12 protein-coding genes are annotated in these 11,897 nt (G+C 65.2%); 5 read left to right on the forward strand and 7 right to left on the reverse strand.

The features are described from left to right. Positions 1 to 3 precede the first annotated feature (3 nt). Positions 4 to 1,152 (reverse strand): NAD-dependent epimerase/dehydratase family protein, encoded by a 1,149-nt coding sequence (locus AC13D8_RS03305; RefSeq protein ID WP_482967607.1) that lies wholly within the window; start codon positions 1,150 to 1,152, stop codon positions 4 to 6. 418 nt (positions 1,153 to 1,570) lie between these two features. On the opposite strand from AC13D8_RS03305, the gene AC13D8_RS03310 reads away from it, so the two are divergent. From AC13D8_RS03310 to modC, 4 genes are all read left to right on the forward strand, one after another. Then, the gene (locus AC13D8_RS03310) at positions 1,571 to 1,942 is read left to right on the forward strand and encodes a winged helix-turn-helix domain-containing protein (RefSeq protein WP_482967608.1); all 372 of its coding nucleotides are present in this window, start codon (positions 1,571 to 1,573) and stop codon (positions 1,940 to 1,942) included. Positions 1,943 to 2,010: 68 nt separating this feature from the next. Next, complete coding sequence (gene modA, locus AC13D8_RS03315) at positions 2,011 to 2,790, forward strand: molybdate ABC transporter substrate-binding protein (protein WP_482967609.1); 780 nt, start codon at positions 2,011 to 2,013, stop codon at positions 2,788 to 2,790. A 1-nt stretch (position 2,791) separates the two neighbouring features. Beyond that, positions 2,792 to 3,469 (forward strand): molybdate ABC transporter permease subunit, encoded by a 678-nt coding sequence (gene modB / locus AC13D8_RS03320; RefSeq protein ID WP_104020261.1) that lies wholly within the window; start codon positions 2,792 to 2,794, stop codon positions 3,467 to 3,469. Positions 3,470 to 3,473: 4 nt separating this feature from the next. Beyond that, entirely contained in the window at positions 3,474 to 4,583 is a 1,110-nt protein-coding gene (gene modC, locus AC13D8_RS03325) for a molybdenum ABC transporter ATP-binding protein (protein ID WP_482967610.1), read from the forward strand. A 7-nt stretch (positions 4,584 to 4,590) separates the two neighbouring features. On the opposite strand, the gene AC13D8_RS03330 is transcribed toward modC, so the two are convergent. The 5 genes from AC13D8_RS03330 to AC13D8_RS03350 form a co-directional block, all read right to left on the reverse strand. Next, the gene (locus tag AC13D8_RS03330; RefSeq protein WP_482967611.1) at positions 4,591 to 5,376 is read right to left on the reverse strand and encodes a hypothetical protein; all 786 of its coding nucleotides are present in this window, start codon (positions 5,374 to 5,376) and stop codon (positions 4,591 to 4,593) included. Next, the gene (locus tag AC13D8_RS03335; RefSeq protein ID WP_129434728.1) at positions 5,373 to 5,636 is read right to left on the reverse strand and encodes a spike base protein, RCAP_Rcc01079 family; all 264 of its coding nucleotides are present in this window, start codon (positions 5,634 to 5,636) and stop codon (positions 5,373 to 5,375) included. Before AC13D8_RS03335 ends, AC13D8_RS03330 begins: the two co-directional genes overlap by 4 nt. A gap of 235 nt (positions 5,637 to 5,871) precedes the next feature. After that, positions 5,872 to 8,676, reverse strand: a complete 2,805-nt coding sequence (gene polA / locus AC13D8_RS03340) for a DNA polymerase I (protein WP_482967612.1) — start codon at positions 8,674 to 8,676, stop codon at positions 5,872 to 5,874. Next, positions 8,673 to 9,884 carry an AAA family ATPase gene (locus AC13D8_RS03345; protein WP_482967613.1) on the reverse strand — a complete coding sequence of 404 codons (1,212 nt, stop codon included), beginning with the start codon at positions 9,882 to 9,884 and terminating at the stop codon, positions 8,673 to 8,675. The genes polA and AC13D8_RS03345 overlap by 4 nt, the downstream gene beginning before the upstream one ends. A gap of 73 nt (positions 9,885 to 9,957) precedes the next feature. Then, positions 9,958 to 10,137 (reverse strand): zinc-finger domain-containing protein, encoded by a 180-nt coding sequence (locus AC13D8_RS03350; RefSeq protein WP_482967614.1) that lies wholly within the window; start codon positions 10,135 to 10,137, stop codon positions 9,958 to 9,960. Positions 10,138 to 10,211: 74 nt separating this feature from the next. Between AC13D8_RS03350 and AC13D8_RS03355 the strand changes: the two genes are divergently transcribed. Next, a complete protein-coding gene (locus AC13D8_RS03355; protein WP_482967707.1) occupies positions 10,212 to 11,147 on the forward strand; it encodes an ABC transporter ATP-binding protein in 936 nt (311 codons plus the stop codon). A gap of 15 nt (positions 11,148 to 11,162) precedes the next feature. Here the strand turns inward: AC13D8_RS03355 and pyrF are convergent, their stop codons facing one another. Then, on the reverse strand, positions 11,163 to 11,864 hold the full coding sequence (gene pyrF, locus AC13D8_RS03360) for an orotidine-5'-phosphate decarboxylase (RefSeq protein WP_482967615.1): 702 nt from the start codon (positions 11,862 to 11,864) through the stop codon (positions 11,163 to 11,165). Positions 11,865 to 11,897 lie beyond the last annotated feature (33 nt).

Genomic DNA, 11,897 nt, shown 5'->3' on the forward strand with positions numbered 1-11,897 from the left:
CCGTCAGCTCCAGCGCACGCGCGGCATGATACGGTCGGTCACGATACGGTCGCGGTTCTCGATGATGCGTTCCAGCATCGCGCCCAGCACGGCCTCTGACATGTAATGCGGTTTCAGCCCCAGCTCGGCCAGCCCGCTATGCGCGGGGTTGTAATAGTGTTCCTCTTTTTCCTTGCGGGGATTGGGGATCGACCTGATCTCGACGTCGAGGCCCATCTGGCTTCCGGCCTGCCGGACCCGCTCGGCCAGGTCGTTAACGGTGAAGGTTTCGGTCAACTGGTTGAAAATGCGCAACTCGCCGGGCTCAGCGGGGTGTTCGGCGGCGAGGCGCACGCATTGCAGCGTGTCGCGCAGGTTGAGATAGCCGCGCGTTTGCCCGCCGCCGCCATAGACGGTGAGCGGCACCCCCGCGACGGCCTGAACGAGGAACCGGTTCACCACGGTGCCAAAGATGTCGTCATAATGGAAATTGGGGCACAGGCGCGGGTCGAGATCGGCCTCGTCGGTTGAAATTCCGTAAACCGGCCCCTGCATCAGGTCGGTCACCCGTAGCCCGCAGGCGCGCACATAGAACCAGAGCAGGTCGGTATCGAGCACCTTGGTGGTGTGATAGAGCGAGCCCGCCGCGCGGGGATAGAGGAACGTGTCCTTGCGGCCCTTGTGCTCGATCTCGATCCATCCTTCCTCGATGTCGATATCGGGCGTGCCGTATTCACCCATGGTGCCGAGCTTGACAATATGTGCGTCAGGGGCGTGCTCCTTGACCGCCCAGATGCAGTTGAACGTGACATCGAGATTGTTGCGGAAGGTCTCGCGCGCCTCGCGAAAGCCCCGCATGGAGTAGGGGGCCGAGGGCTGTTCGGCATAGTGCACGACGGTGTCGGGCTGCATCTCGCGCACCAGGCCAAACATCACCTCGGGGTCCGACAGATCGCCGATGCGCACCTTGATCGGCTTGCCGCCGACCGCCTCGAAGATGGCAGCGCGCTCACTGAGGCAGGGGGCGCCGATCAGCGCGTCACTGTCCGTCGCCTCGGCAATATTCCGCCGCATGTAGTTGTCCGCGACCATCACCTCGTGGCCGGCGGCCGCGAAATCCATTGCCGTGGGCCAGCCGAGATAGCCATCTCCCCCCAGAATGAGTACACGCATGTTTTCCTCCAGAACCCGGACACGGGACGTGATGCCGTCATGGTTGAATTGAAATGCCTTGCCGCGCTCCACCACTCGCCATTCGGCCAGGCGCTCGTCTGAAAGTGGCCGACATCGAGGCGCAATTCAACTCATTAGATAGTTACAGATGATTCACTCTCCTGAAAAGTGTAGTCTGATACTTGGTATGACAGCGATCGTTCGCCGCGCGTTCTTTGATCCAGCGCCGCCGCTGTTGGCTGCAAGAGCGGGCCACGCACCCGTGGCGACCACACTGACAGTCGCCGGATACCAGGCGGTAATTCGGTTTCTGCGGGCAGGGCGATCGTTTCAGTGGCGCGGCATCGCAGCCGAAAACCCCCGTCAGCGTTGGTTCAAACCGCTTGAATTCGCGCCCCCGAGGGAGGATGTTACCGATATGGCATCCCGGAAACATCCGCCCCGTTTGCGCATCCGCATCGTCTTTGGCGATGACGAGATGATTGGGCCCGGCAAGGCGGATTTGCTGGAACGGATCGACCGCTGCGGGTCAATCGCCGCCGCGGGCCGCGAGATGCGCATGAGCTACAAGCGCGCCTGGGAGTTGATCGGAACGCTGAACGCAATGTTTCGTGGTCCGTTGGTCGAGAGCACACGCGGCGGCCCCGGCGGTGGCGGCGCGGTGCTGACCGATCTCGGGAGAGAGGTGCTGTCGCTCTACCGTGCTTTCGAAACCGACGCGGCCGAGGGTGGGGCCGCGCGTCTTGCCGCGTTGCAATCGCTTCTCGGCGATATTCCCGGAGAAAAATAACGATTGACAGTTCAGAAATACGCTTGCGATATGTTTTGTTAAATATATCCAATCGGAGCCACCGCACGATGCCACGGATCCTGTCTCGCCGCGCGATGCTCGCCGTGCTCGTCTTCGCCACATCGCTGGCGGGTCCGCTTGCCGCGCGTGCCGACAGCGCGCTGGCAGCCGTCGCCGCCAACTTTGCCGAGACGGCAGGGGCGCTCCTGCCCGCGTTTCGCGAGACGACGGGACACGACGTGCAGCTGACCACCGGCTCGACCGGCAAGCTCTATGCCCAGATCGGTGCCGGCGCGCCGTTCGATCTGCTGCTGTCCGCCGACGCGGCCACCCCCGCGCGCCTGCTGGAGGACGGCAAAGCGGTCGCGGGAACGGATTTCACCTATGCCGTGGGGCGACTGACGCTGTGGAGTACCGATCCCGACCGCATCGGCGCGGATGGCCGCGCGGCACTCAAAGACCCCGACCTGCGCTTCGTGGCCATCGCCAACCCGGACCTCGCCCCCTACGGCGTGGCCGCGCGCGAGACCTTGCAATCCCTCGGGCTCTGGGAGGTGCTTCAGCCCAGGATCGTCATGGGGCAGAATATTGGTCAGACCAACTCGATGGTCGCCACCGGCGCCGCCGAACTGGGCTTCGTCGCGCTTTCCGCCGTGCTGAGCCCGCGCACCGGGACCAAGGGCAGCCGCTGGGATGTGCCGCAGGAGCTGTTCGCGCCGATCCGGCAGGACGCGGTGTTGCTGCGCCACGGCGCGGACAACGCGGCGGCGCAGGCGTTTCTGGATTACCTGCGCACGCCCGGGGCCGCGGCGGTGATCGAGCGCTTCGGCTACGGCACGGACGGCTGATATGGATGTGCCCGACCTCGGCCCCCTCTGGCTTACGTTCCGGCTTGCGGCGATTACCACGCTGCTGCTGCTGCTTGTCGGCACGCCGGTCGCATGGTGGCTGGCCCATACCCGGTCTCGTCTGAAATCCGTTGTCGAAGCGGTCACTGCGCTTCCGCTCGTGCTGCCGCCCACGGTGCTGGGCTTCTACCTGTTGGTGTTTCTCAGCCCGGAGTCGGTCCTTGGCGGCCTGTGGCTGTCGGCGACGGGGTCCACGCTGACCTTTTCGTTTACGGGCCTGATCGTTGCCTCGGCGCTCTATTCGCTGCCTTTCATGGTGCAGCCCCTGCAGGGCGCGTTCGAAGCGGTCGGGCACGCGCCGCTCGAGGCTGCGGCCTCGCTGCGGGCGTCTCCGCGCGACGCATTCTTCAGCGTGGCGGCGCCAATGGCGGTACGCGGCTACCTGACAGCGACGGTGCTGACCTTTGCGCATACGATCGGCGAATTCGGCGTGGTTCTGATGGTCGGTGGCAACATTCCCGGCAGGACCAAGGTCGTCTCGATCCAGATCTACGAAGAAGTCGAAACGATCAACTACGCCGCCGCCCACAGCCTCGCGGCAATCCTGCTGGTGTTCTCGTTCTCCGTCCTGCTCGCGGTCTATAGCCTGAACCGCCGCTTTCCTGTCCATGTCGGGTGAGGCCATGACCGATCTGTCAACCGATGTCCGCGTCCGCTACCCCGCGTTCACGCTGGAAGTCGCGCATGTTTTCCCCGGCCAAGGGATCACGGCGCTGTTCGGTCCCTCGGGCTGTGGCAAATCCACCCTCTTGCGCGTCATCGCGGGATTCGAGCGCGGCGCGAAGGGGCGGATCGCCTACGGCGACGAGGTCTGGCAGGGCGCGCGCGCCTATCTGCCACCCCATCGCCGTGGCGTGGGCTACGTCTTTCAGGACGCGCGGTTATTTCCGCACCTGACCGCGCGCGGCAACCTGGACTACGCGCACAGGCGCGCCGCGGGCGTTTCCGCCCGGTACTCGTTTGACGACGTGGTCGATGTCCTCGATCTCGCCCCCTTGTTCGAGCGCCGCGTAAACCAGCTCTCCGGTGGAGAAAAGCAGCGCGTGGCCATCGGCCGGACGCTTCTGGCGCGGCCGCGGCTCTTGCTCATGGATGAGCCTCTCGCCGCGCTCGACACGCGCCGCAAGGGCGAGATCATGCCCTATATCGGGCGCCTGCCGAACGCCTTCGGCCTCCCCGTCATCTATGTCACCCACGCGCTGGAAGAGGTGACGCAGCTTTGCGATCGCATCGTGGCACTCGCCGAGGGGCGCATCGCGGCGACCGGAGGTGTGGCCGAGACACTCGAGCGGCTCGATCTCTCGAGTGTTCAGGGCAGGTTCGAGGCGGGTGTGATGCTGACCGGACGGATCGCCGCGCAGGACATGGCCCTGCATCTGAGCCGCGTCGATATCGGCTCCGCCTGGCTCGAGGTTCCGCAGATCGCGCTTGCACCGGGACAAGAGGTCCGGCTCCGGGTGCGGGCGCGCGACGTTTCCCTGGCGCTGAGCCGCCCCGAGGGCCTGAGCATCCGCAACGCGCTTGACGCGCGCGTGCTGAGCATCGAGCCGGAGGCGGCAACCGCATTTGCCGAGGTGCTTATGGATGTGGGCGGCCAACACCTGCGCGCGCGGGTCACCCGCGCGGCCGTCGCGGATCTCGGGCTGGGCGAGGGGCAGCCCGTCGTCGCATTGATCAAGGCCGTCTCTTTCGATCGTCAGGCACTGCCCCGCGATAACCGCGGCGACGCATAACCCGGTGTCACAGCGCGACTCCCGCCTTGTTCGCGAGGTACGCCAGCACGTCCCCCCGGTCTCTGCTCCTCAGAAGCCCCTCTCGGACAAGGGTACCATAAAGGCGCATATCGGCATAAAAGGGGGCTTGGCCGCCGATCTGGAAGTTTCGCGCGCCGGTGCTGTCGCCGTGACCGGCCAGATCGACCCGCGCCGCCGACAACACCCCGTTGCGATAGCTGCGCGCCTCGGTCCCGAACTCGATTTCCGCAATGTGAACGGCACGATCCGCAAGGCCCGCGGCATCCCCGATGGATGCGACAACCAGCGATACGCCGTCATCGTATTCGATCTGAAGCCGCTGTTCGGCTGACCGCACCCCCCAGCCCGGGGCGCTCGCGCCGAACCCCCTCTTGCTCAGAAAGGCCGTCGTGCCGGTGTCCGGCACCTGCACGCCGAACGCGGCGGTGCGGTCACTGGCGCCAAGATCGAGCACGTCGCCTGCGCTGAGGAAATCGTCCACTCCGTCGAAATCGAGATAATACCGCCCCCCCGCGTCCTGTTGCAGGATGGGCCGCGCGGCGGCGGTCGCCTGCGTGGCATGGTATCCGTTGCCGGACTTGTCGCCCATGTAGCCGACCGGATCGCCCGGGGCCGTGACCGGCACGGTTCCCGCCGCATCCTGGAAAAGCGAGCCGAGGTCGCCCGGATCATACCACGCGCCGTCCTCGGAGCTTGCGAAGAGCCGCGCCGGGCTGAAGGCCCGATACACCCGGTGGGCGCTGGTCACGCTGATATCGGTGACGGTCTTCATGCAACGACCAGGGCGTGGATACCGCTGGCGGTGGTGCCGCTGGCGTTCACCCGGCGCACGCCCACGGGCAGGATAGAGAAATCGGCGACCGTGACGGTGCGCGTCTCGCCGCTCACGGTCACGATACTGATCGCGCCGCCGGCTTCGGTATAGAGACCGACCGCCACGTGCGGCAGGTCGATGGTATCGTCCGGCACCACCGGCAGGGTGTCGGTGGCCGGGCCTGACAGCGACAGGGAACGGTTGGCAAATGGGTTCATGGCAGCTCCTGCGTTCTTGGCATGCGCGGTAACGCGACACCGGTTGAAACGCGGCCCGTTCTCGGGAACCCGGGTTGAAATTCTCTGTCGCGACCGCGCGTGGCGGAAAGCCCTTGTTAAGGACGCGCGGGTTCCCATCGAACCACCGGCGTATTCACACGGGCCGGGGCCACATGTGACCGCAGGCGGCTTCTGATTCCCAAACGGGGACAAAATCCCGTGGCGGTTCAATCCTTCAATGCGCCTCGGCCCAGTTTCCGCCTTGTCCCGCGTCCACCACCAGCGGCACGTCGAGATGGACCGCCGGGTCGGCAGCGCCCTGCATGACCTCGCCCGCCACCCCGATCAGGCGGTCAACACCATCCTTCGCCACTTCGAAGATCAATTCATCATGCACCTGCAAGAGCATCTTGCAGGGCAGATCACGGATCGCGTCGGGCATCCGGATCATCGCGCGGCGGATGATGTCTGCCGCCGTGCCCTGTATCGGCGCGTTGATCGCGGCGCGGCGGGCAAATCCCGCGCGCGGGCCGCGCGCCCCGATCTCGGGCGTGTGAATCTTGCGCCCGAACAGCGTCTGAACAAACCCGTGTTCCTTGGCAAAGGATACGGTTTCATCCATGTAATCCCTGATGCCCGGGAAGCGCTCGAAGTAGCGGTCGATGAAGCCCTGCGCCTCGGAGCGCGGAATACGCAGGTTGCGCGCAAGGCCGAAACCCGAAATGCCGTAGATCACCCCGAAATTGATCGCCTTGGCCTGACGGCGGACCTCGGGCGTCATCTCGTCCATCGGCACGCCGAACATCTCGCTTGCCGTCATGGCGTGGATGTCGTGCCCCTCGCGAAACGCCTGCTTCAGCGTGTCGATCCCCGCCACATGGGCAAGGATGCGCAGCTCGATCTGGGAATAATCCAGGCTGACCAGCAGGTTGCCCTCTTCTGCAACAAACGCCTCGCGGATGCGGCGGCCTTCCTCGCTGCGCACCGGGATGTTCTGCAGGTTCGGATCGGTCGAGGCGAGCCGCCCGGTGTTGGCCCCGGTCTGCACATAGGAGGTGTGCACGCGCCCGGTGTCGGGGTCGATATGATCCTGAAGCGCGTCGGTGTAGGTCGATTTGAGCTTCGATAGCTGCCGCCAGTCGAGCACGCGCGCCGGCAGCTCGTGCTCGGTCGCCAAATCCTCCAGCACGTCCGCGCCGGTGGCATAGGCCCCGGTCTTGCCCTTCTTGCCGCCCTCCAGCCCCATCTCGTCGAACAGGATCTCACCCAGTTGCTTGGGGCTTCCGACGTTGAAGGATCGCCCCGCAAGCGCGTGTATCTCCGCTTCCAGTTCCCCCATCTTCTGCGCGAACTTGCCCGACATGGCGCGCAGCGTGTCGCGGTCCACCTTGACGCCGTGCCGCTCCATCTCTGCCAGCACCGGCACCAGCGGCCGCTCCAGCGTTTCGTACACGGTGGTGACGCGCGCGCGGTGCAATTGCGGTTTGAAGGTCAGCCACAGCCGCAGCGTGATATCGGCATCCTCGGCGGCGTATTTCACCGCCTCCTCCACCGGCACCCGGTCAAAGGTGATCGCGGATTTGCCCGAGCCCAGCAGCGCCTTGATCGGGATCGGCTCGTGGCTCAGGTAGCGTTCGCTGAGCGTGTCCATCCCGTGCCCGTGCTCGCCCGCGTGCAGCGCGTAGGACATCAGCATCGTGTCGTCGATGGGGGTCACCGTGATGCCGTGACCCGCGAGGATCTTGGCATCGTATTTCATGTTCTGCCCGATCTTGAGGATCGCGTCGTCCTCCAGCACCGGCTTCAGCGCGGCGAGCGCGTCGGCCATCGGCACCTGCCCCTCGGCCAGATCCTCTGAGCCGAACAGATCGTCCGCCGCCCCCCCCTTGTGCGCCAGCGGGATGTAACAGGCGCGCCCCGGCGCGGTGGCCAGCGATACGCCCACCAGATCGGCCTGCATCTCGTTGAGCGACGTGGTCTCGGTGTCGAGCGCCACGTAGCCCTGTGCCCGGATCGCCTCGATCCACCGCCCGAGCGCGTCCATGTCGCTGATATGCTCGTAGGAATCAGGCTCTATCGCGGGCCATTCGGGCGCCTTTGGCGCATCCTCTGCCGTCTCTGGCGCAGCAGGCTCGGGAATCACCGGCGCCTCCCGGCCCAGCGCCTCGGCGATGCGCTTCGACAGGGTGCGAAACTCCATCTCCGCCAGAAACCCCAGCAGCGTGTCGGGATCGGGGTCGCGCACCTCCAGATCGTCGAGCGTGAACTCCAGCGGCGTGTCGCAGTCGAGCTGCACCAGCCGCTTCGACATCTCGATCTGCTCGCGCTTGTCGATCAGCGTCTCGCGCCGCTTGGGCTGCTTGATCTCACCGGCACGCTCCAGCAATTCCTCCAGCGAGCCGAACTCGTTGATCAGCAGCGCGGCGGTCTTGATGCCGATGCCGGGCGCGCCGGGGATGTTGTCCACGCTGTCACCCGCCAGCGCCTGCACATCGACCACGCGCTCCGGGTCCACCCCGAATTTCTCGCGCACGCCGTCCACGTCGATGCGCCGGTTCTTCATGGCATCCAGCATTTCCACGCCGCCGCCGACAAGCTGCATCAGGTCCTTGTCGGAACTGATGATCGTCACCCGCCCGCCCAGGTCGCGCGCCTTGCAGGCCAACGTCGCGATGATGTCGTCGGCCTCAAACCCCTCGATCTCCTCGCAGGCGATGTTGAACGCGCGCGTCGCCTCGCGCGTCAGCGGGATCTGCGGGCGCAGGTCCTCGGGCATCTCCTCGCGGTTGGCCTTGTAGGCATCATAGAGATCGTTGCGAAAGGTGTGGCTGCCCTTGTCGAAGATCACCGCCACATGGGTGGGCGCGTCGGGGCCGTGATTGCCCTCCACATAGCGTTGCAGCATGTTGCAAAACCCCGCCACTGCCCCGATCGGCAGCCCGTCGGATTTCCGCGTCAGCGGCGGCAGCGCGTGATACGCGCGAAAGATGAAGGACGACCCGTCGATCAGGTGCAGGTGACAGCCTTTGCCAAAACTCATTTTCTTGTCCCTTTTCTCGCCGAATACGGCACGAGACGCGGCATCGCCCGCAGCATGAACCGGTCAAAGAGAGGAACCGTGAACGCAGTCTCCCCATGCCTTTGGGAATATATCATCCCTGCCTTGATAAGCTTGCTACGCGTCGCGGCAACCTGGCTGCTTGTCGTGCCGAGCGCATTTGCGATATCTCCCGTTCGGTGCGGGCCCTGACCGAGTTCGGCCATCGCTCGCAGATATTTCTGTTCCAGTTCCGAACATCTGTCAAAGCGCACGCGGAAGAAATTCATGTCAAGGTGGGTAAGAATTGCGGGGGCTGCGTCGGTCAGGTCCGATTCCGTTATCCTGTCGTCATTCGCTTCATCCCAGGCGAACTTTCCCCAAGTCTGGAGAAAATAGGCATAGCCTTGTGTCTCTTGAATGATCATTTGAAGCGCGTTGTCGTCTATTCTCGCCCCGGAGCGTTCTATCGGCTCGCGCAGCGCCCGACATGCGGCGTCTTCGTTCAGCGGGCCGACCTCGGGAAACAGTAACAGCCGCTCGGCATAAGATTTCGCGTCGCCCACAAGCGCTGCGATCTGCGGCAGACCAGCACCGATCACGATCAGACGGAAGCCCGATTGCGCCGCCTCGTGCAAGGCACGTGCAAGCGCGGACAGTTCGGCTTTCGAAAGATATTGGATTTCGTCGATGAAAATTCCGATGGCGCTGTTGCGGGCCGCCGCCGCCTCGGCCACCAGCCGCAGCAACTCGGGGAGGTCGGCTTCCAGATCGCCGCTACCTGCGTCCGGTGTCGCAGGCGTCGCGCCGATGCCGAATCCTTCGTACTCGATCCTGAAAATCGCCGCGAAATTTCGCAGGGCTGCGGTCGCAAGGCCCAGTTTTTGTTCCATGTTCGCGATGCGGTCCAGGCGGCGCAGGATGACCGACAGGCCCGGCACGAGGCCCTTCACCAGATGACCGCCCGAGTCGTCCGGAACTTCCAGCTTGATGGTCTCGAATCCCTTGGCCTTCGCATCCTCATGAAGCGCGTTGAGCAGCACCGTCTTGCCAACGCCGCGCAGTCCGAGCAGAAACATCGAGTTCGCGTGAAGCCCTGTCTTGATGCGGTCGAAGGCTATCGAGGTCTGCTCTACGAGGCACTCGCGTCCCGCGAATTCAGGCGGGCGAACGCCAGCACTGGGGACGAATGGATTGCGCCTCGGGTCCATGTCTTATCCATGTTATCAAGGATTAGCGGATTCAGATAATATTGGCTAATCTGGATAAGACAAGCCGGGCCGCTCAGACCTTGCCCTCGAAATCGCGATGGACGAGCTTGGCGTCGCAATAGGGGCATTCCACATAGCCCGTCTCGCGCGGAATCTGGAGCCATACGCGGGGATGGCCAAGCGCCCCATCGCCGCCGTCGCAGGCCACGCGATAATTGTCGACGATACGGGTTTCCGGGGCCTGCGTTACCATCGGGGCGTTTCCTTTTGCGGTGCATTGGACTAGGTCGGACTATGCTGGAACAAGAGGCGGGGGGCAAGAGCGGCATGGCGGCAAGTGCCATCGAAATCCGGGGTCTGGTAAAGACCTACGCGGGCGGGCGCCACGGCCCGGAAAAACACGCGCTCAAGGGCATCGACCTCGACATTCCGCAGGGCTCGGTCTTCGGCCTCCTCGGCCCCAACGGCGCGGGCAAATCGACGCTCATCAACATCCTCGCCGGTTTGGTGGTGAAAACCGCCGGGCAGGTCACGATCTGGGGCTTCGACCAGGACCGCAACCCGAGGCAAAGCCGCGCCTCCATCGGGGTGATGCCGCAGGAATTGAACCTCGACCCGTTCTTCACTCCGCGCGAGGCGCTCGAAGTGCAGGCCGGACTCTACGGCGTGCCGCGTCGCGAGCGGCGCAGCGATGCGATATTGCGGCTCGTCGGGCTCGAGGACAAGGCCGAGGCCTACGCGCGCACGCTGTCTGGCGGCATGCGACGCAGGCTTCTTTTGGCCAAGGCGCTGGTCCATCACCCCCACATCCTCGTGCTCGATGAGCCGACTGCGGGCGTCGACATCGAGTTGCGCGCGATGCTCTGGGAAAACATCCGCCGCCTCAACCGCGAGGGGATGACGATCATCCTGACCACCCATTACCTCGAAGAGGCCGAGGAGATGTGCGACGAGATCGCCATCATCAACGAGGGCGCGGTGGTGGCGCGCGACAGCACTGCGCGGCTTCTGGACCGGCTCGACGGGCGGCGCATGATCCTCACCCCCGACGCGCCCGTTACCGCGTTGCCGGAGGGGCGCGGGATCGAGGCCGCTCACCACGCCGATGGCACAATCGAGATCACCTACCGCGCCCGCGAGACCCCTGCCGAGTCGGTGCTCGAAGCGGTGCGCGCTGCCGGGATCAAGATCCGTGACCTGCGCATCGAACAGGCGGATTTGCAGGATGTCTTCCTCGACCTCACGCGCAGCCGGGCGGGATAACAGCGACCTGCGGAATCAGGCCCTGCGGATATCGTCGAGGATCGCGCTCACGGCGTTGCGGGGATCATCGGATGCCCAGACCGGGCGTCCCACCACGATGTGATCGGCGCCGTCCGCGATCGCCTGCGCGGGCGTGGCCACGCGCTTCTGATCGCCAAGGGCGCTGCCCGCCGGGCGCACGCCCGGGGTGACGATGAGGCGGCCCGCCGCCTCGGGCAGCGCACGGATCATCGCCGCCTCCCGCGGGCTGGCGATCACCCCGTCGGCCCCGGCATCGAACGCGCGGCCCGCGCGCTCGGCCACGAGGTCCGGCACCGCGCCCGGCTTCATCATTCCATCATCCAGATCGCCCCGGTCGAGCGAGGTGAGGATGGTGACGGCGAGGATGCGCAAGGGCGTGCCCGCGGCCCCCTCCCGTGCCGCGCGCACCACGTGCGGATCGCCATGCACCGTCAGGAAATCGAGATCGAACCGCGCCAGCCCCCGCACCGCCGCCTCGACCGTGGCCCCGATGTCGAAAAGCTTCATGTCGAGGAACACGCGCTTTCCGTGCTCGTGCTTGAGCTCGTTTGCCAGCGCCAGCCCGCCGCCGGTCAGCATCCCCAGCCCGATCTTGTAGAAGCTCACGGCGTCGCCCAGCGCCTCGGCCATTTCCAGCCCCGCATGGGCGTCGGGCAGGTCGAGGGCGACGATCAGGCGGTCATCTGCGGCGGTCATGGGCGCGTCTCCGGGGCAAGTCGTGGCTCTTGT

Source organism: Roseovarius sp. B-10 (assembly GCF_056859295.1).

Coding starts and splice junctions, on each gene's coding strand:
- AC13D8_RS03355 (WP_482967707.1), top strand. CDS start 10,212: ATGGCGGCAAGTGCCATCGAAATCCGGGGTCTGGTAAAGACCTACGCG.
- modA (WP_482967609.1), top strand. CDS start 2,011: ATGCCACGGATCCTGTCTCGCCGCGCGATGCTCGCCGTGCTCGTCTTC.
- polA (WP_482967612.1), bottom strand. CDS start 8,676: ATGAGTTTTGGCAAAGGCTGTCACCTGCACCTGATCGACGGGTCGTCC.
- pyrF (WP_482967615.1), bottom strand. CDS start 11,864: ATGACCGCCGCAGATGACCGCCTGATCGTCGCCCTCGACCTGCCCGAC.
- modB (WP_104020261.1), top strand. CDS start 2,792: ATGGATGTGCCCGACCTCGGCCCCCTCTGGCTTACGTTCCGGCTTGCG.
- modC (WP_482967610.1), top strand. CDS start 3,474: ATGACCGATCTGTCAACCGATGTCCGCGTCCGCTACCCCGCGTTCACG.
- AC13D8_RS03310 (WP_482967608.1), top strand. CDS start 1,571: ATGGCATCCCGGAAACATCCGCCCCGTTTGCGCATCCGCATCGTCTTT.
- AC13D8_RS03330 (WP_482967611.1), bottom strand. CDS start 5,376: ATGAAGACCGTCACCGATATCAGCGTGACCAGCGCCCACCGGGTGTAT.
- AC13D8_RS03345 (WP_482967613.1), bottom strand. CDS start 9,884: ATGGACCCGAGGCGCAATCCATTCGTCCCCAGTGCTGGCGTTCGCCCG.
- AC13D8_RS03335 (WP_129434728.1), bottom strand. CDS start 5,636: ATGAACCCATTTGCCAACCGTTCCCTGTCGCTGTCAGGCCCGGCCACC.
- AC13D8_RS03305 (WP_482967607.1), bottom strand. CDS start 1,152: ATGCGTGTACTCATTCTGGGGGGAGATGGCTATCTCGGCTGGCCCACG.
- AC13D8_RS03350 (WP_482967614.1), bottom strand. CDS start 10,137: ATGGTAACGCAGGCCCCGGAAACCCGTATCGTCGACAATTATCGCGTG.